Origin of the sequence: Devosia soli (assembly GCF_000970455.1) — a bacterium.
In the GTDB taxonomy this organism is placed as follows: domain Bacteria; phylum Pseudomonadota; class Alphaproteobacteria; order Rhizobiales; family Devosiaceae; genus Devosia; species Devosia soli.
Genome location: NZ_LAJG01000023.1, coordinates 15,657 through 32,983, shown reverse-complemented (window position 1 = coordinate 32,983; position 17,327 = coordinate 15,657). Strand labels below are relative to the sequence as shown.

Below are 17,327 nucleotides of genomic sequence, written 5' to 3'. Positions count from 1 at the left end.
ATGACCAAGTCATCGCAGGTGGATCAGGACCTGATCCGCGCCATCGCCGAACTGCTCAACAAGGAGAACCTTGCTGAGATCGAAATCGAGCACGAAGAAGGATTTAGGGTCCGCGTTACGCGCTCCTACCCGGTCGAAGCTCCGGCATATGCGCCTGCCCCGCAGTACTTTGCGCCTCCTGCGGCTCCGGCTGCGCCGGCTCCTGCTGCGCCCGCCGGCTCCGTTCCCGCGGCTGCGCCGGCCAGCAAGGAAGATCTGGCTTCAAACCCCGGCACGCTGACCTCGCCCATGGTTGGAACGGCCTATCGTTCGCCAGAACCGGGCAAGCCGATGTTCGTCGATGTCGGAACCAAGGTTTCCGAAGGCCAGACGGTTCTGATCATCGAAGCGATGAAGACGATGAACCAGATTCCGGCGCATCGCTCGGGCACTGTAACCCGCATTCTGGTGGATGACGCCCAGCCGGTCGAGTATGGCGAGCCGCTCGTCGTCATCGAGTAAGGAGACTTTCAGTGTTCCAGAAAGTCCTGATCGCCAATCGCGGCGAAATCGCCCTGCGCATCCTGCGCGCCTGCAAGGAACTGGGTATCCAGACGGTTGCGGTGCACTCGACGGCTGACGCCAATGCCATGCATGTCCGCCTCGCCGACGAGAGCGTCTGCATTGGCCCTAACGCGGCCAAGGACAGCTATCTCAATATCCCGTCGATCCTCGCCGCCTGCGAGATCACCGGCGCCGATGCGGTGCATCCCGGTTACGGATTTCTTTCGGAAAACGCGCGTTTCGCGAAGATTCTCGAAGAGCACAAGGTTACCTTTATCGGTCCCTCGGCGCACCACATCGAGATCATGGGCGACAAAATCACCGCCAAGAAGACGGCTGTCGAGCTCGGAATTCCTGTGGTGCCAGGCTCGGCTGGTGCGGTCGAGACCGAAGAAGACGCCAAGCGGACCGCCAACGAAATCGGTTATCCGGTCCTGATCAAGGCGACGGCCGGCGGCGGCGGCAAGGGCATGAAGGTTGCCCACAGCGAAAATGACGTGGTCGTTGCCTGGTCGACGGCGCGCTCGGAAGCCAAGGCCAATTTCGGCAACGAAGCCGTCTATATGGAGAAGTATCTCGGTAAGCCGCGGCATATCGAAGTGCAGCTTCTCGGCGATGGCAAAGGCAATGCCGTGCATCTTGGCGTACGCGACTGCTCGCTGCAGCGCCGCCACCAGAAGGTCTGGGAAGAAGCAGGCGGCCCGACGATCAGCCCCGAAGAGCGCGATCATATCGGTGAGATCTGCGCCTCTGCCATGCGGAAGCTCAAATATTCGGGCGCTGGAACGATCGAGTTTCTCTACGAGAACGGCGAGTTCTATTTCATCGAAATGAACACCCGCGTTCAGGTAGAGCACCCGGTCACAGAGCGGATCACGGGCATCGATATCGTCTATGAGCAGATTCGCGTTGCTTCGGGCGAGTCGCTGTCGATGACGCAGGATCAGGTCAGCTTCTATGGGCACGCCATCGAAGTGCGGATCAATGCCGAAGATCCGCAGACCTTCACACCCTCGCCGGGCACCATCACCTTCTATCACCCAGCAGGCGGCGTCGGCGTGCGCGTCGATTCGGCGGTGTACCAAGGCTACAAGATCCCGCCCTATTATGACTCGCTGATCGGCAAGTTGATCGTTTACGGCCGCACGCGCGAGGAGTGCCTGAAGCGCCTGAGCCGTGCGATCGACGAATTCGTCGTCGATGGGGTCAAGACCACCCTTCCCCTCTTCCAGCGGCTGATCAAGCAACCGGACATCATTGCCGGAAACTACGACATCCACTGGCTGGAAAAATTCCTGGCCGAAAACAAAGCCTAATCCGACAAGGGGCGCACTGCGCCCCTTTTCTTTGAGCAGATTGCCTATGGTCCGCCCCGCCGATCCCTTCGACATCGAGGTTACCCCAGAACTGATCGTGCGGGCCTATCGCGCCGGCATTTTTCCCATGTCCGAAGATGCTGCTGACGAGGACCTGTTCTGGGTGAGTCCCGAGTGGCGCGGGATTATGCCGCTCGACGGATTTCACGCTTCCAAGAGCCTCCGCAAGGCGATGCGAAAATCGGGCTGGGAAATCCGCGTCGACACCGACTGGAACGGGATCATCGAAGGCTGCGCGACTGTGGGCGAAGATCGCTCCACGACCTGGATCAATGGCACGATCCGTGCCGTCTATGGCGAGCTGTTCCGGCGCCGCGTTGCCCATACGGTCGAGGTGTGGGACGGCGAAGACCTTATAGGCGGTCTTTACGGATTGGCGATCGGTGGGGCCTTCTTTGGGGAATCGATGTTCCATCGAAAGACTGACGCCAGCAAGATGGCAATGGCACATCTCGTGGAACGGCTGAACAAGGGCGGTTTCAAGCTATTGGATACGCAGTTCATCACGCCTCACCTCGCTTCGCTCGGCGGAATAGAAATATCGCGGGCGGAATACGAAGATAGGTTGGCGGAAGCGCTGACATTTGAGGGGAACTGGGGAGCGATCGATGGATCCGCGTGACCGCCTGCCGCTGCAGTTAAAGCCGTTGGCAGATCGGGAATGGCACGCGACGACGATCGGAAAATCCGGGGCGTCGGTATGGCGGATTCCGATGGCCGAGAATGCTCTCTTTCTCAAGGCTGATCCAGCGCATGAGCTTAGCGAACTAAGTGCCGAGGTTCTTCGTCTCGATTACCTGGCCGAAATGGGCTTTCCGGCGCCGCGCATCGTCGATTATGTCGATGGCGAGGGCTTCAACTGGCTGCTGATGACCGAGGTAAAGGGCAAGGATTTGACGCACCTGGTGGATGAACCTCAGGTATTGATTCAAGTTCTTGCGGACGGTTTGAAGCGGCTTCACGCTCTCGACCCAGCCAGTTGTCCTTTCGATCATTCGCTTGATCGGAGGCTTAGCGACGGCAAGGCGAACATACTTGGCGGGCGTGTCGACGAGACAGATTTTGACGACCGGCACGAAGGGTGGACCGCGCAGCAGGTCTATGACTGGCTGGTGGCGCAGCGGCCAGCAGAAACCGACAGAGTGGTGACGCATGGCGACGCTTCCCTGCCCAACTTTCTAGCCGGCGATAGCCGGTTCAGCGGCATCGTTGACTGTGCCCGTCTGGGCGTTGCCGATCGCTGGCAGGATCTGGCGTTGACCTGCTGGAGCCTTGAGTTCAACGGCGGCATGGACATGGTCCACGCATTTCTCGACGCCTACGGCGTGAGGTTCGACGCCGAGCGCTATCAATATTATTGCGCGCTCGACGAGTTGTTCTAGGCCACGTCAGTCCTTGAGCTTGAATGCGAGAGTGGTCACCCATTCTTCCATGTCGGGCACTTCTTGAGGGTCGGACTCGTACATTTCCAGACGGCAAGCGAAATGGTCGCCATCTGGACGCTCTACCATGTCGAATTCCTGCTCTGTCAGCCTGGCCCAGCCGATCAGCATTCCGGTGACGGTTTCGAGTTTATCGGGATGGCCAACCCAGCTCAGGCCGAGAAATCTTCCACCAGGCAACATGCCGGATCGTATGTTCCCCTCGGCTGGCCCCACCGCTTCGACGGCTATGCCGGCTTCGACGTCCAGCGTTGCGGTCATATCGATGCGGCGATAATTGTAGAAGGCGTGGCTGATGGGGGTCAGTCCGTGCTTGGCAATATACTCGAAGAGTTGCGGAAACCCCTCTCGAGCGGGCTTCTGCATTTCGGTCATCGTCACGGTAAACGGCACGTAGATATAGGCCTGTGGCTTGCGATCTTCCGTCTTGGGCAAAGTCAGCATGGTCGTCCTCCTGATGAAAGCTTAGGGGCTTCTGTCAGGATGACGATCAAGTGCGGGCATTTTAGACACGCCTTGGCGCAAATTTATCGCTGGTCGGGCGGCGGAACGTTGGTGCTCGTTTTGCACTCGATGAGCCAGACGTCATAGACCGGATGGTCTACCGCATTCAGCGCGGGGCTATCGGCAAACATCCAACCGGTAAAAATGCGTTTGGCGGTGCCGTCGAGCGAGCGCTGGTCGACTTCAAGAAATGCCGAGGTACGCTGAAGTGTGTCGTTTGCCGGACGATCATAACAGGCGCGTGGCGTTATCTCGAGCGCGCCGAAGAGCACGGTTTCGCCGATATAGACATCGAACCGCGTAATGCGCCCGGTGATCTTATCGAGACCCGCGAGGGTTGCGACCGGATTGGCGACAGGCTGGGCAAAAGTTGGCGCAGCTAAGAAAGCCGTGGCAAGGACCAGGGCTATCAGCCTCCAAATAGATTGGGAGAGGCGCATGGACGCCTTATTCAGGGGACCAAGCCTGATAATCGCCACTGACGCGCGGCCGCTCGCCTTTGCTCAGCAGGCTGCCGTCGGGGCGATAGGCATCGGGCGTACCGGTGAGATTGGCGTGATGCGGCTTTTCCCACTCACGCGGCTTATAATTTGCGTCCGTCGGGACAACGTCGGTCCGGTGATGAATCCAACCGTGCCAGCCCGGCGGTATCGCCGAAGCGTCTGCATAGCCGGCATAGGTCACATAACGACGGTTAGCCTTCTTATCCTGATAGTAGCGATTGCCGAATTCGTCAGAACCGACATAATTGCCGAAGCGCTTGATCCAGAGACGCGTTCCCCAAGTCTGTCCACGCCACCAGGCGAAGATTTCGGTGAACAATTGCTTGAGATCAGACTGGGCCACGATACGATTCCGCTCTTCAGGAACGATTTGTCAGGCGGTTTATCACGGTCGCTGCGAGGAGCCTAGACCAAAGCGCAGCAAAACGGCTGCAACTTGGCGCGACCGGGGATATGGAGGCGTTCAGCGGTGAAGCTCAGCTCATTCCTGCGGACCTACTACGCCTACGCGTTTCTGTTCGACTTCATGTTCGCCTATGCCGTCTATGCTGCCCTCTTTTCCCTGGAAGGATTGAGCCCCAGCGAAATCGGCGTGTTGCTCGCCTTCTGGTCGGCATCCGCAATCATTCTCGAAATGCCCTCGGGAGCCTTATCGGATCATTTCGACCGGCGCGTGCTCCTCGTGATGGCACCTTTGGCCAAAGCGGGCACGTTTTTGCTTTGGGGAATAGCGGATGGGAATTTCTGGGTCTATGGCGCCGGATTTCTCTTCTGGAGCGCGGGGCAGGCAATGCAGTCCGGTTCGCGCGAAGCCCTGCTCTACGAAAGGATGGCCGCGGAAGGGCGCAGCGAGGACTTCGATAAAGTTCTAGGGCGGGACAATGCCGCCGAGGGATTGGGGATTGGTCTCGGCACGCTCTTCGGCGGCTTTGTCGCCTGGCAGAATTTCGATTGGGCGATCTGGCTTTCCATTCCACCGCTGCTGATCGCTTCGTCACTCGCGTTCTGGCTCGAGGATGTCCGCCGGGCAGAATCTCTCGAGGACGACCAAGAGGACAAGCGGACTTATTTCTCCCATTTTGCCGATGCTTGGCACGAATTTCGCGAGCGAGCAGATTTGCGGTTCGTCACGACGTATATGGCTGCCGGCCTGATCGTGTTCGAAATCCTCGAGGAGTTCGACGAGCTCTACTACCTTGCGGTCTCATTACCCGTCTGGGCCTGGGGGATTTTCGCTGCAGGCGTCGAGGCCTTCTATGCGCTTGCCAGCGTTCATGCCCACAGGCTGGCCGGACGGCCTTGGCTGGCATGGGTCCTGCCGGGGCTAGGTGGTCTTTTGCTCATCGCATCCGCCAGCGGCTACGCGTCATGGCAGGTGATGTTGCTCTCGTTGGCCTATATCGTCGTTGCCCCAGTGACTGTTCTGGCCGAAGCGCGGTTCCATCGCGTGATGGAAGGCAAAAGCCGGGCGACGACGACGTCGGCTCTGGTGATGGCGGAGAACGTGGTTGGAGTTGGAGCGACTCTCGCCTTCGGTTTTCTCGCCGATCGTGCTGGCGTGTTGCCGGCCTATGGATGGGCGGGTCTTCTCATGCTCCCGTTGGCGGTCTGGATCATCCTTGGGCAGCGTCGCGGACTTCGCGCCACTGACTAGCACGCTCCGGTTCACATTTGCGCTGCCGGCCCGAACCCATCCAGCTCCGTGACGTTGTGCCCATCACATCTCATGAAGGGAGATCCAAAATGGCATCCAACGAAACCGGCGATCTGCTTGGCTCGCGCGACGGCAGTCTCGATATTCCCGATCAGACCAACATTGCCCAGCCCTATAGCCAAAACGAGATCGAAGATTTGCTCTATCGCAGCGACCTGCCGGTCGAGGAGCGTCTCGCGCAGTTGCGGCAGATGCGCGAGGACGCAGCGGTTCGCGAGAGCGGCGACTGGGGCGACGAAGATCCGGTGGCCGCGATGGACGAAATCGACCGCGCCATCGAAGAACTCAGCGGCGACAGTGCTGATAGCGACGAGAATTTCGAAATGGCCAACGTTGTGATCGACGATCCCGCCAACCATTCTCATGCGCTATCCCCGGATGACGTCGACGCTCTCGAAGAGCTATCCGGCATATCCGAGGACGGCGAAGAGATTGAATCGGACGACGAAGACGACGTCGATCTTGGTGACGAGCGGATGGCCGACCGAGACGAAGTCCGCAGTGACCTACACTAGGGCGTTTGCGCGCCATTAGTTGCGAGATAGACGGCATAAACCGAGGTGGTAGCGGTGATGAACATCCGATTACCCCTCGGGCCGCCGAAAGTCAGATTCGATACCCCCTCGGGAACATGGATGCGGCCGAGCAGCGTTCCATCCGAGGCATAGCAGTGCACCGCTGGCCCGCCGCTGGTCCACACATTTCCATAAACATCGACACGTAGCCCATCAGGTACGCCCGATGGCAATCGGCAGAATTCCCGGCCATTGGCAAGGGTCTTACCCCCCACCACATCGAAGACGCGCAGGTGGCGCGGCGCGGTGGCCGAATGGCTCGAGCCGGAGTCGGCGACGTAAAGCCGGGTCTCGTCTTCGGAGAATGCCAGTCCATTCGGCTGCAGAAAATCCGTGACCACCGCGGTGAGTTCGCCTGAGGTCGGATCAAGGCGATAAACATTGCGGGTCGGCTGTTCAGGTTCAGCCTGAAAGCCCTCATAGTCGGTCATGATGCCGTAGGTCGGATCAGTGAACCACACGCTGCCATTCGAATGGACGACCACGTCGTTGGGGGAATTGAGCGGTTTTCCCTCGAACCGATCGGCGAGAACTGTGATAGTGCCGTCATATTCCGTACGCGTTACCCGGCGAAGACCGTGCTCGCACGAGACGAGGCGTCCCTGCCTGTCACGCGTATTGCCGTTGGAAAAGTTGGAATTCGTGCGATAGACCGAAACCGTGCCGTCCGGCTGGTACCGCATCATGCGATGATTGGGTATGTCGCTCCAAAGCAGAAAATCGCCGTCCTTGAACCACACTGGACCTTCCGCCCATCGGCAGCCCGAGAAGAGTTGCTCGAGATGCGCACTGCCAATCGTCAGATCGCTGAAGCGTGGATCGATGATCTCGTAAATTGAATCCGGCATTCCCTCTTCCCCATTGCGGCAGAAATCTTTTTGCCCTGCCAAGACCCTGCCGCAAAGTGTGCGGACAAGGCCAAGCGACCATAGTGGCGCTCGCGAGAGGGAGCAATGCTGCCTCCGCCGATTAACCTCGCGGCAGGCTCGCTATGGCAGTGTGCCCGCAATTGGCGCCCAGAGCCCTAAAGGACAACGATGACGATTTCTCCGCTTCGCCTCGCCGCCGCTGCCGGCATCGCTCTTACTGCCGGCCTTGTCGTGACCGGATGCTCGATGATGGGCGGCGGCGGTGCCCCGACCAGCCTCGCCAGCGGTCTCACGGCACGCATGGACCGGCCTGGCGCGGTTCTCGACAAGGTCCAGGCTGTCAACCTCGTCAACGCCTACCGCGCGACGCGCGGCGTCGCACCGTTGACGCCCGATGCAGGATTGGACGGCACCGCTCAGGCGCTCGCCAACCAATACGCCCAGACCGGCACGGCCCCCGCGACGCCCCAAGGGTTGTTGGTCATGAAGCTCAGCGCTGGTTATGCCACGTTTGCCGAAACCTTCTCGGGCTGGCGCAACAGCCCAGCGGACGCATCGGGCCTCGCCGCCTCCGCAACCAAGGCCGGCGTTGCCGCTGCTTACAATGCCACGTCGGGCTATGGCGTCTACTGGGTGCTCGTCCTTGCCAACTGAGCCGAGGCTGATCGACGCCAGGGGGCTCAAATGCCCCCTGCCCGTCCTCAAGCTTGAAAAGATGCTGGATGACCTAGGGACTGGATCGCAGTTGACGGTGCTGGCCACCGATCCCATGGCCGAAATCGACATTCCGCTCTATTGCCGTCAACATGGGCACCAATACACGCTCGCCCGCGAGGACGATGTCCTGCGTTTCGAGATCGTTTCGGCCTAGCGAGAGGCGGGTCGAGGCCGAGGATAGGGAATGTCGGGGTTTGCCGAAACATCGAGGCCGGGACGCAAGCTGGTGTCGAGAACGGAGGCGTCGGCCGTGGTGTTGACCGCCACCGTCTGGCTCGGAAACGCGGGCACATGCGACGGACGCGGCCGCGGCGGAACGATGCCGGTGCGGACACGGCCAAGGTCAGTTGCGACGTGTTCGATTGCCGCAATCTTATCGGTCAAGTAGCTTGGCTGACCCTTGAGACCCATGGGGAAAGCGGCTTCCTGGGCCTTTACATATTCGGCGGCCGACTTGCCGCAGATATTAGGGCGCATATCGACCGGCGCAGCGCCGACGGCGTTGGAGAGGCTCAATACGGATTGCCCGGTAGGCTGGGCAGAACCGGAAAAGCCCTTGAGCAGAAGCTCGGCCGCGCGTTCGTTGCGGTCGCGGCCGGAAGACCCGCCGAGCACGACGGCCATGAGCCGCCGGCCATTGCGGTCGACATCGGCGACCATGTTGAGTCCCGAGGCACAGACATAACCCGTCTTCATGCCGACGGCTCCAGCGAACGTCGTCAACAGCTCATTCTGCGATTCAAGACGCATGCCGTTGATGTTGACGGCACTGGTGCGAAACATCGGCATATACTGCGGAAAATATTGCTCGATATAGAGCGAGAGGATGGCAAGGTCCCGCGCGCTGGTCGTCTGGCGCGGATCGTGGAGGCCGTTGGGATTGACGTAGTGCGTCGCCGTCAGCCCCATGCGGCTGGCCGCATCATTCATCTTGGCTACGAAAGAAGCTTCATTGCCGCCGATGGTTTCAGCAATCGCCACAGCCATGTCGTTGGCGGATTTGACAATAAGGATGTAGAGCGCGTCTTCGAGCGACACCGAAGTGTCGACCTTCAGCCCGGAGCGGCTCGGCGCCTGGCTCAGCGCATATTTGGAAAGGGTAACGGGCGTGTCCAGCGTCACAGTGCCTTTGGCGATTTCCTCAAATGCTACATAGGCAGTCATCAGCTTGGTGAGGGAAGCGGGATGCCAGGGCTGACCGGCATCCTCGGCATAAAGAACCTGCAGCGTGTCACGATCGACAAGGAGAAGCGGGTTCGCCGATACCGATGCCAGGCTCATCAAGCTGACAGCGAAGGCAAAGGCGAAACGGCGCAGGATGGACACTGTGAATCTCTCGGCAAGTCTTGGGGAACGTGGCGTTCTTAGCAGCGTCGCCTTGAAGCCTCAAGAAATGGGGGAAAGTTTGACGGCCATGTGAATGGCCTCCTGACGCGACCTGTCAGCGCGGCGGGTCAGTGTCCTCAAGAACAAGAGGATTTGCCATGACCACGATCGTCACGCTTCTGACGCCCGGCTATGCTAACTGGGAGACAGCGCTGCTCAACGCGGCGGCGCGCAGCCATTATCGCGTGAAGACGCTTTATGCGACGCCGGATGGCGAGGACGTCACGTCAGCCGGCGGGCTCAAAGTGTTGCCGGACATGAGCGTTAAAGACATCGATGTCGACGCCATTGACGCCGTGATCGTCAATGGCGGGTCGATCTGGAGTTCGCCAGATGCGCCCGATATTTCCGATCTGCTGCGGCGCGCTCGCGCGGCCGGCAAGATTGTCGGCGGGATTTGCGATGGCACCCTGGCTTTAGCCCGTGCCGGGCTATTGGACGATGTACCCCACACCTCGAACGGCCCCGAGAGCCTGCCCGATACCGGCTATAAGGGGGTGTCTTTCTATCGCGACCAGCCAAATGCCGTGCTGGCCGACCGCATTGTCACTGCGCCCGGAACGGCGCCGGTGACGTTCATGAGCGCCGTGATGGAATCGCTCGGCCTACGCAATGGCGATCTGGACTTTTACGTCGGTCTATACGGCGCCGAGCATCAAGAAGCCTAGACCGGCAGCATCAGCGTCGTGTTCCGCGTCACTGCCGCTGAAAGCGGCAGATCGGCAGACGACTGTCCTACGAGTATCTTGAACAAGCCGGCTTCGACGAGCCAATGCTTGGCCTCGGCACGGAAGAACGCGAAGCACCGGGCATCGAGTTTCAAGGTGACTTCGCGGCTTTCTCCTGCCGCAAGCGCTACTTTTGCAAAAGCCTTGAGCTCCTTTTCAGGACGCGGCGAAGAACTGACATCGTCGCTGACGTAAAGTTGCACGACCGTCGAGCCAGCACGGCTGCCCGTGTTCTTTACGGTCACAGTGGCAACCAGCTCGCCTTCTGCCTCGAAGCGGCTGGTTTCGAGCTGGAGGTCGCCGAGGGCAAAGCCGGTGTAGCCGAGCCCGAAGCCAAATGGGAAAAGCGGCGTCATACCCAGGCGATCGCAATGTCGATACCCAACGAAGATGCCTTCTTCATAGCGCACCTTGCCTTCAAGCCCGGGATAGACTTCTCGATCCTGACTATGGGCAGGATTGTCAGCCCAGCGGACCGGGAAGGTTTGTGGCAGCCTGCCACCGGGCTCTGCGGCCCCGGTCAAGACGTCCGCTATGGCATTTCCGGCCTCCTGACCGGGATACCACGCCTGCAGAACTGCGCGGACCGAAGAGAGCCAAGGCATTTCGACTGGCCCACCGGTTTGAAGGACGACCACGGTGTTAGGGCTGGCGGACGCCACCGCGGCGACGAGCTCGTTTTGACGGCCGGGGAGTTCAATGCCGGGGAGATCGCTGCCTTCGGTGTCCCATTCGCCATTGCGGCCAATGAAAACAACGGCAATCTCGCCTTCTCCGGCGATGCGCGCGGCTTCGGCGATATCCGCCTCACCCAGTGGCAGGCCGATACCGCAGGCAAAGGCGGCAAGGCCAAGTGTCGCAAAATTCTTGGTGGCGAATTCGATGGTCACGGAATAGGTGCGGCCAGCTTCGAGATCAATAGCGCCGACGACCTCATCACAGCCTTCTTCGAAGAACGTGCGCCCCTTGGTCCAGTTGGCCCAGGCGTCGGCAATCAGCCTGCCGTCGACGAAGACTTTGGCAAAGCCGGCCGAATAGATCCCGACGCGGTGGGTGCCCGAGCGCTCCGGGGTAAAGCTGGCATGAATGCGCGCGGAGAAGTGGAGTGGATCCACCTTGCCTTCCGCAACATTGCCAATCCAGAAGGCCTGAGCATCCTCCTGAGTGCCGGTATGAACCGGCTCGCCTTCGAGCTTTTCGTTGGCGAAGTAATCGACTTCAAAAGTGCCACGAAGTAGCGGCTCAAAACGATCATTGCCGCAGCCGGGAGCATAAGAAAGGCGTTGCTCGCCAAGTTGGGCAACCAGACCCTCCCAAGGCGAAACGCGATAATGGGCATTGAGCTGAGCGCTGCCGCCGCCCATGATCTGAGCGCGCTTGGCATTAGGGCCGATAACGGCAAGGCGGGCGCCGGGCGTGAGCGGCAAGATGCCGTCGTTCTTGAGTAGTACCGCGGCCTCAGCACCAGCACGACGGATCAACGCGCGATGCTCGGGGCGATCTTGAGCCTCTTCATGGTGAGGGCGATGGTCATCAAGCGAGCCCGTGCGCTCCATAAGGCGTAGCATGGCGCGGACACGCTTATCGAGCGTGGCCTCGGACACAGTGCCGGAATGGACAGCGTCGATCAACTTCTGGCCGCGATCGCGCGACGGGCCGGGCATTTCGAGATCGAGTCCGGCGTTGACGGTTTCAGCCGTCGAGTGTGAGCCGAACCAATCGGACATGACGATGCCATCATAGCCCCATTCGGAGCGAAGGACAGTCGATAGCAGCCAGTTATGCTCGGAGGTAAACGTGCCGTTGAGGCGATTATAGGAGCTCATGACACCCCAGGTGCCGGCCTTCTTTACCGCCCATTCGAAGGGGATGAGGTAGATTTCGCGGAGGCTCCGCTCGTCGATTTCGCTCGACATGGTGGTGCGCTCAATCTCACTTTCGTTGCCTACGAAGTGCTTGATGGTAGCGCCGATCCCCTGACCTTGCAGGCCTTCGATATAGCCGACTGCGAGCTCGGCAGAGAGAATGGGATCTTCGGAATAGCATTCGAAATTGCGGCCGTTCGTTACCGACCGGTGAATGTTGACCGTCGGGGCAAGCAGCATATGAGCGCCCTTGGACTTCACCTCTTCGGCAAGGGCCGTGCCGATTTCGCGGGCAAGCTCGACATTCCAGGTGGCTCCGATAGCGATGCCTACGGGAAAACTCGCCGATTTGACGCCACCGATAAGCGAACCGCCACCGCGAGCGCCGTTCGGCCCATCCGTCACGCGAAGCTTACCGATCCCCAGCCGCTCGACACTAGGAACGGACCAGAAGTCCTCGCCCGAGAGCAGGATCACCTTTTCGTCGAGCGTCATTGCGGAGAGAAGCTGGTCGATGCTGTCGGTCATTGCGGGCCTCATATGCCGGAGTACGGGGAGATGAGACAGGGGCGGCCGGGCTGTCAATCATTTAGCAGCAGCGTCTGCGCAGACTGCGCACCTTACTCAACGAGAACGTGAGGCTTCGAGACTGGTCACATTCAGTAACTGCGTCTATATTTGTGCCTGAGTATCACTGATTTCAGGAGCCACGGCCATGTCATTGACCGATACGTCGCAACACGCGAACTGCTCGGCGATGTCTGATGTGCTGAGCCGCATCGGCGACAAGTGGAGTGTGATGGTTGTCGGCATGCTGAGCCGCAATGGCACGCTGCGGTTCAACGAGTTGAAGCGCATGATCAACGGCGTCTCCCAGCGCATGCTGACGCTGACGCTTCGCAATCTCGAGCGTGATGGCCTGGTCCACCGCACCATCTATCCGGAAGTGCCGCCGCGCGTTGAATATAGTCTGACCGAAATGGGCAAGACACTGCAGGGACCCATCAACGCTCTTTGGGATTGGTCGGCCGAAAATCACGTGTCGATCCTGGAGGCGCGGTCGATCTACGATCAGCAGAAGATTGCAGTCGAAGCCGCTGAGCCACGCAAGATCGCCTACGCTCGCGGGCAGTAGAGTCTGTCATCCCGGTATCAACCCAGGATAAGATTGGGTGCCGAACGTCCTAGCGATCGGTCGGTGCCATATGGACGAAGCGGCTGGCATCGGTTTCGCGTTGGCCGGCCTCCAGCACTTCGCGGCGCGCTTCGGCGCGGCGGTTGGCAGGCAGATTGAGTGCGCCGACAAGCGCCCGGTATTCCTGACGAGCGCTCGTGTGCGACATCGACGGGACACCACCGAGCAGTTCTTCGTCCAGCGGATCAAAAACCGTCATGCCCGTCGGGAACAGCGAGCGGAAGATGACACGCTCGGCGATCCCGTCCGCAACGCGGCAGCCGAGGCGCATGGCGATGCGCTCGAGCATGGTCTGGACCTGACGCATATTGCGCGAGGACAGCATGGAGATGCGGTTGCGGACCAGGACCCAGTCGATCGTGCGGCCGTCGATAGAAAGGCGCTCGGAGCGGGCTCGCTGGACCAGCCGCGAATAATGGCTAAGCTCGCGCGGCTCGCCCGTCACCGGATCGACATGGGCCATGACATCAAGATCGATGAGACTGTCATTCACCGGCGTGACGAGCGTATCGGCAAGCGAATGAGCAAGGCGCGTCAGGTTTGTGTCGAAGCCTGGCGTGTCGACGACGATGAACTCCGCGCTTTGCTCCACTTCGGCTATCGCCTGGCGGAAAAGGTCGAATTCGACGCGGTTATTCTCCTTCAGAGAATCGCCGCGAGCCAGAGGCAAGTGAAAGTGGGTTGTGTGCGGCACGCTGAGGCCACGCTGACGGGCCCAATCGCGCCTATTGCGGACATAGTGGGTCAGCGTCTGCTGGCGGCTATCCACGTCGATCGACGCGACCTTATAGCCCTGATAGAGCAAGTAGATGGCCAAATGAAAAGCGGTGGTCGATTTGCCCGACCCACCTTTCTCATTGCCAACGACGATGACGTGCGCCGCCTGCCGAACCATCATGCCCTCAAATCACTCGTCCGAGTCTCAGCTTTTCAAGCCTTATGCACAAGTGGGCTGATGATTAACAATCGTTAAACGATTAACGTTTGCGTATTGGGGCTTTACAACAGTCCCAGGCGCGCCAGTTCGGCCGCGATTTCGCCGGAGTTTTCCCTAGAGTTTGCGGCCATGTCAGGCGGTGCATCCTTGGGTTCAAGGTATCGCCAGCCCTGGAAGGGACGCTTGGGGTAGGGAATCGTGCGGATGAGCTCGGGCGACATGATGATGTCGCAATAGTCTTTGCCCTCGGCATCTCGATAGGGCGCAAGCCGCTCGATGACCTGACGGCAGCAGATGGCACCCGCGATTACCCAATAGATCGAGGACTTGCCTTCCATTTCCGCAGCGCGCTTGGGCATCATCCGGGTGCGATGGACGTGCACGCCCTCGCCGTAATCAGCGCCCCACCAATGGGCGCGCTCGTTGCGGTAGCTTTCCAGCTCCTCGAAGCTGGAAATGCCGACGCACAGCTTAACCATATGAATCATACAATGGTCCCGGGAGCGACGCGGCCCTGGATGACGTCGATCTCATCGTCATCGACAATCCACGGCTCCTTGAGCGCCAGGGCCAGCCATTCCTGAAAGGCAGGAAGGCTATAGATGGCTTCGACATAAGCGCCCACCGTGTCGGAGACCGGCAGAGCATAGGTGCGCAGGCGGGTAGCGAGCGGTGCGAACATGGCATCGGCTGCGCAGAACTCGCCAAAAAGGAACGGGCCAGCTGACTGGCCTAGATGCTCGCCCCAGAGCTGCCCGATGCGATGTAGATCCTTGCGCACGGCATCGAGGTCAACCTTGCCTGGGTGGGACGCTCGCAGGTTCATCGGCGCATTGTTGCGCAGCGCTGTGAAGCCAGAGTGCATTTCGGCAGCTGCCGCGCGCGCGAGGGCGCGGTCCCGCCGGTCGGCCGGCCATATGGCCTTCTCGGGAAACTTGTCGGCGAGATATTCGATGATCGCGATCGTCTCGGGCACAGCGAGGTCGCCGTCGATGAGTACCGGCACTTTCCCAGTGGGCGAGCGCGCGGCAAGCGCCTCACGCCAACCATCGCCGGAAAGCATCAGCACTTCATCTTCGAACGGAATATCGAAGTGGCGCAGCACCAGCCAGGGGCGCAGTGACCAGGTCGAATAGTTGCGGTTTCCGATCAACAGTTTCATGACCAACCTCGCTGCAAAAGGAAGGGCGCCCCAACGCTAAGGGCGCCCTTCACTAATGACTTTGCCTGAAGAACTCCAGCGCGCTAGACGCCAGCGACTACCGAAAGAACAATCCCCATGGAGAGGAGACAAATCAGGGCCCAGCTCATAGATCGCCAAGCCACAACCTTCGATTGACTGCGCATATGCCGCTCCTTGCCAGTCTTTCAAACCGGCCCGATCGGGCCCGGTCACCTAGCGTTAACCGTGTGAAAGATGGTTAGCAAGCGCCCTTTTTGCAACAGTTGAAAACCCTGAAATCGCCTCAGAAAAGCCCAAACCACAGTCCCGCGATACCGAGAAATGCAAAGAAACCAACGACATCGGTGACGGTCGTCACAAAGACCGCGGAGGCGATCGCGGGATCGGCTTTGAGCCTGTTGAGGGTAAGGGGAATCAAAATCCCGGCCGTGCCTGCCACCACCAGATTAGTGATCATGGCGAGTGCGATAACGGCGCCGAGACCCTCATTGCCGTAGCGCAGCCAGGTGATGATGCCAATGAGAATGGCGAATATGACGCCGTTGGCAAAACCGACAACCATTTCGCGGCGGATGAGGCGCCTCAAGCGGCCGCCCTCCAATTCGCGCATGGCGATGGCCCGGACGGTCACTGTCATTGTCTGCGCGCCGGCATTTCCGCCCATCGAGGCGACGATGGGCATCAGCACAGCGAGCTCTACCATGTGCTCAATGGTGCCGTTGAAAAGCCCGATGACAAGTGAGACGAGCACGGCGGTGATGAGGTTGATGACCAGCCAGGGCACGCGGCTGCGGACCGTGTCGATGGTCGTATCGGAAAGATCTTCGTCACCGACGCCCGCAAGCAGCTTGATGTCTTCGTCAGCTTCTTCGGTGATGACGTCGACCATGTCGTCAATGGTCAGGACGCCGACGAGACGGCCACTGTCATCGACGACTCCGACTTCGATAAGGTCGTAGCGCTCGAACGCGCGGGCGGCTTCTTCCTGATCCTCAGATGCCTCGATCAAAACCAACGAGGTGTTCATGATCGATTCGATCTTTACCGCACGCTGCGAACGGAGCACGCGATCGAGGGGCACTGTGCCAAGGACTTTGTAGCCGGCATCAACGACATAGATCTGGAAGAATTCGTCGGGCAGATCGCGCTCGGCGCGCAGGTAGTCGATCATCTGACCGACAGTCCAGAAGGGCGGGATCGCGATGAATTCTGTCTGCATCCGCCTGCCGGCGGATTTCTCGGGAAAATCGAGGCTACGCTTTAGGCTCAGTCGCTCGAAGGTTGGAAGGGCCGAGAGAATCTCGTTCTGATCTTCCTTGCCCAGGTCTTCGAGAATTGCGACGGCGTCGTCGCTGTCGAGATTGGCCACACCACGGGCGATTTCCGCGTTGGGCAACGCTTCCATCAGCTCGATACGAATGCTTTCGTCGACTTCGGTGAGTGCGGAGTAGTCAAACTTATCGCCCAAGATACGAACCAGGGCGAGGCGTTCGTCATGCTCGAGATGTTCGAGAACGTCGCCGACATCGGACGTATGCAGTGGCTCCATGACCATTGCGACGTCTTCGGCGCGATGACCTTCTATAAAGGCGCGCAAGCGTTCGATCCAAAGCGGATTGATGCGATCGTCCGCATCGCGGAACGCGCTGACATCCATCTCGGCCTCTTTGCCGAGCTCGGTTTCGAAATCGCTGCTCATCGGGAGCCCTTTGCGTATCCTGGGTGTTTCAGGGGCAAGGCAAGCAGTAGCCAATCAAGACCAAAGGCGCCAGACTAGAGGCCCGAAGTTT

The 17,327-nt window shown here is 59.7% G+C and carries 20 protein-coding genes; 10 read left to right on the top strand and 10 right to left on the bottom strand.

All coding sequences use genetic code 11. The features are described from left to right. The 4 genes from accB to VW35_RS12435 are packed head-to-tail and all read left to right on the top strand — an operon-like array spanning position 1 to position 3,301. Complete coding sequence (gene accB / locus VW35_RS12450) at positions 1–501, top strand: acetyl-CoA carboxylase biotin carboxyl carrier protein (protein WP_046143409.1); 501 nt, start codon at positions 1–3, stop codon at positions 499–501. A gap of 11 nt (positions 502–512) precedes the next feature. Next, positions 513–1,859: an acetyl-CoA carboxylase biotin carboxylase subunit gene (gene accC / locus VW35_RS12445; RefSeq protein WP_046143408.1), complete on the top strand. Its 1,347-nt coding sequence runs from the start codon at positions 513–515 to the stop codon at positions 1,857–1,859. A 46-nt stretch (positions 1,860–1,905) separates the two neighbouring features. Further along, positions 1,906–2,541 carry a leucyl/phenylalanyl-tRNA--protein transferase gene (gene aat / locus VW35_RS12440; RefSeq protein ID WP_046143407.1) on the top strand — a complete coding sequence of 212 codons (636 nt, stop codon included), beginning with the start codon at positions 1,906–1,908 and terminating at the stop codon, positions 2,539–2,541. Continuing rightward, positions 2,528–3,301, top strand: coding sequence for an APH(3') family aminoglycoside O-phosphotransferase (locus tag VW35_RS12435; RefSeq protein ID WP_052951697.1), 774 nt, complete (start codon positions 2,528–2,530; stop codon positions 3,299–3,301). Before aat ends, VW35_RS12435 begins: the two co-directional genes overlap by 14 nt. Before the next feature lie 6 nt (positions 3,302–3,307). On the opposite strand, the gene VW35_RS12430 is transcribed toward VW35_RS12435, so the two are convergent. From VW35_RS12430 to VW35_RS12420, 3 genes are all read right to left on the bottom strand, one after another. Continuing rightward, positions 3,308–3,805 (bottom strand): GyrI-like domain-containing protein, encoded by a 498-nt coding sequence (locus tag VW35_RS12430; RefSeq protein ID WP_046143406.1) that lies wholly within the window; start codon positions 3,803–3,805, stop codon positions 3,308–3,310. Positions 3,806–3,888: 83 nt separating this feature from the next. Further along, on the bottom strand, positions 3,889–4,305 hold the full coding sequence (locus VW35_RS12425) for a DUF2155 domain-containing protein (protein WP_046143405.1): 417 nt from the start codon (positions 4,303–4,305) through the stop codon (positions 3,889–3,891). Positions 4,306–4,312: 7 nt separating this feature from the next. Further along, complete coding sequence (locus VW35_RS12420; RefSeq protein ID WP_046143404.1) at positions 4,313–4,711, bottom strand: NADH:ubiquinone oxidoreductase subunit NDUFA12; 399 nt, start codon at positions 4,709–4,711, stop codon at positions 4,313–4,315. A gap of 126 nt (positions 4,712–4,837) precedes the next feature. On the opposite strand from VW35_RS12420, the gene VW35_RS12415 reads away from it, so the two are divergent. Both VW35_RS12415 and VW35_RS12410 read left to right on the top strand, forming a co-directional pair. Beyond that, positions 4,838–6,022 carry an MFS transporter gene (locus tag VW35_RS12415; RefSeq protein ID WP_046143403.1) on the top strand — a complete coding sequence of 395 codons (1,185 nt, stop codon included), beginning with the start codon at positions 4,838–4,840 and terminating at the stop codon, positions 6,020–6,022. 89 nt (positions 6,023–6,111) lie between these two features. After that, a complete protein-coding gene (locus tag VW35_RS12410; protein ID WP_046143402.1) occupies positions 6,112–6,597 on the top strand; it encodes a hypothetical protein in 486 nt (161 codons plus the stop codon). Here VW35_RS12410 and VW35_RS12405 read toward each other — a convergent pair. Further along, on the bottom strand, positions 6,594–7,505 hold the full coding sequence (locus VW35_RS12405) for an SMP-30/gluconolactonase/LRE family protein (protein WP_046143401.1): 912 nt from the start codon (positions 7,503–7,505) through the stop codon (positions 6,594–6,596). The genes VW35_RS12410 and VW35_RS12405 overlap by 4 nt on opposite strands. 189 nt (positions 7,506–7,694) lie before the next feature. Between VW35_RS12405 and VW35_RS12400 the strand changes: the two genes are divergently transcribed. Both VW35_RS12400 and VW35_RS12395 read left to right on the top strand, forming a co-directional pair. Next, positions 7,695–8,180, top strand: a complete 486-nt coding sequence (locus VW35_RS12400; RefSeq protein WP_046143400.1) for a CAP domain-containing protein — start codon at positions 7,695–7,697, stop codon at positions 8,178–8,180. After that, positions 8,170–8,397 carry a sulfurtransferase TusA family protein gene (locus VW35_RS12395; protein WP_244465896.1) on the top strand — a complete coding sequence of 76 codons (228 nt, stop codon included), beginning with the start codon at positions 8,170–8,172 and terminating at the stop codon, positions 8,395–8,397. The genes VW35_RS12400 and VW35_RS12395 overlap by 11 nt, the downstream gene beginning before the upstream one ends. Here VW35_RS12395 and VW35_RS12390 read toward each other — a convergent pair. Further along, positions 8,394–9,569 (bottom strand): D-alanyl-D-alanine carboxypeptidase family protein, encoded by a 1,176-nt coding sequence (locus VW35_RS12390; RefSeq protein ID WP_052951696.1) that lies wholly within the window; start codon positions 9,567–9,569, stop codon positions 8,394–8,396. The two genes, VW35_RS12395 and VW35_RS12390, sit on opposite strands and share 4 nt — an antisense overlap. A gap of 158 nt (positions 9,570–9,727) precedes the next feature. On the opposite strand from VW35_RS12390, the gene VW35_RS12385 reads away from it, so the two are divergent. Then, complete coding sequence (locus tag VW35_RS12385) at positions 9,728–10,297, top strand: DJ-1/PfpI family protein (RefSeq protein ID WP_046143398.1); 570 nt, start codon at positions 9,728–9,730, stop codon at positions 10,295–10,297. On the opposite strand, the gene VW35_RS12380 is transcribed toward VW35_RS12385, so the two are convergent. Then, entirely contained in the window at positions 10,294–12,750 is a 2,457-nt protein-coding gene (locus tag VW35_RS12380; protein WP_046143397.1) for a beta-glucosidase, read from the bottom strand. The two genes, VW35_RS12385 and VW35_RS12380, sit on opposite strands and share 4 nt — an antisense overlap. A gap of 187 nt (positions 12,751–12,937) precedes the next feature. Between VW35_RS12380 and VW35_RS12375 the strand changes: the two genes are divergently transcribed. Then, the gene (locus VW35_RS12375) at positions 12,938–13,357 is read left to right on the top strand and encodes a winged helix-turn-helix transcriptional regulator (protein ID WP_046143396.1); all 420 of its coding nucleotides are present in this window, start codon (positions 12,938–12,940) and stop codon (positions 13,355–13,357) included. A gap of 49 nt (positions 13,358–13,406) precedes the next feature. Here the strand turns inward: VW35_RS12375 and VW35_RS12370 are convergent, their stop codons facing one another. The 4 genes from VW35_RS12370 to mgtE form a co-directional block, all read right to left on the bottom strand. Next, positions 13,407–14,315 (bottom strand): division plane positioning ATPase MipZ, encoded by a 909-nt coding sequence (locus VW35_RS12370; RefSeq protein WP_046143395.1) that lies wholly within the window; start codon positions 14,313–14,315, stop codon positions 13,407–13,409. A gap of 101 nt (positions 14,316–14,416) precedes the next feature. Next, positions 14,417–14,842, bottom strand: a complete 426-nt coding sequence (locus VW35_RS12365; RefSeq protein WP_046143394.1) for a DUF1489 family protein — start codon at positions 14,840–14,842, stop codon at positions 14,417–14,419. Continuing rightward, on the bottom strand, positions 14,839–15,516 hold the full coding sequence (locus tag VW35_RS12360) for a glutathione S-transferase family protein (RefSeq protein ID WP_046143393.1): 678 nt from the start codon (positions 15,514–15,516) through the stop codon (positions 14,839–14,841). Before VW35_RS12360 ends, VW35_RS12365 begins: the two co-directional genes overlap by 4 nt. Positions 15,517–15,820: 304 nt before the next feature. Continuing rightward, positions 15,821–17,236: a magnesium transporter gene (gene mgtE, locus VW35_RS12355; RefSeq protein WP_046143392.1), complete on the bottom strand. Its 1,416-nt coding sequence runs from the start codon at positions 17,234–17,236 to the stop codon at positions 15,821–15,823. Positions 17,237–17,327 lie beyond the last annotated feature (91 nt).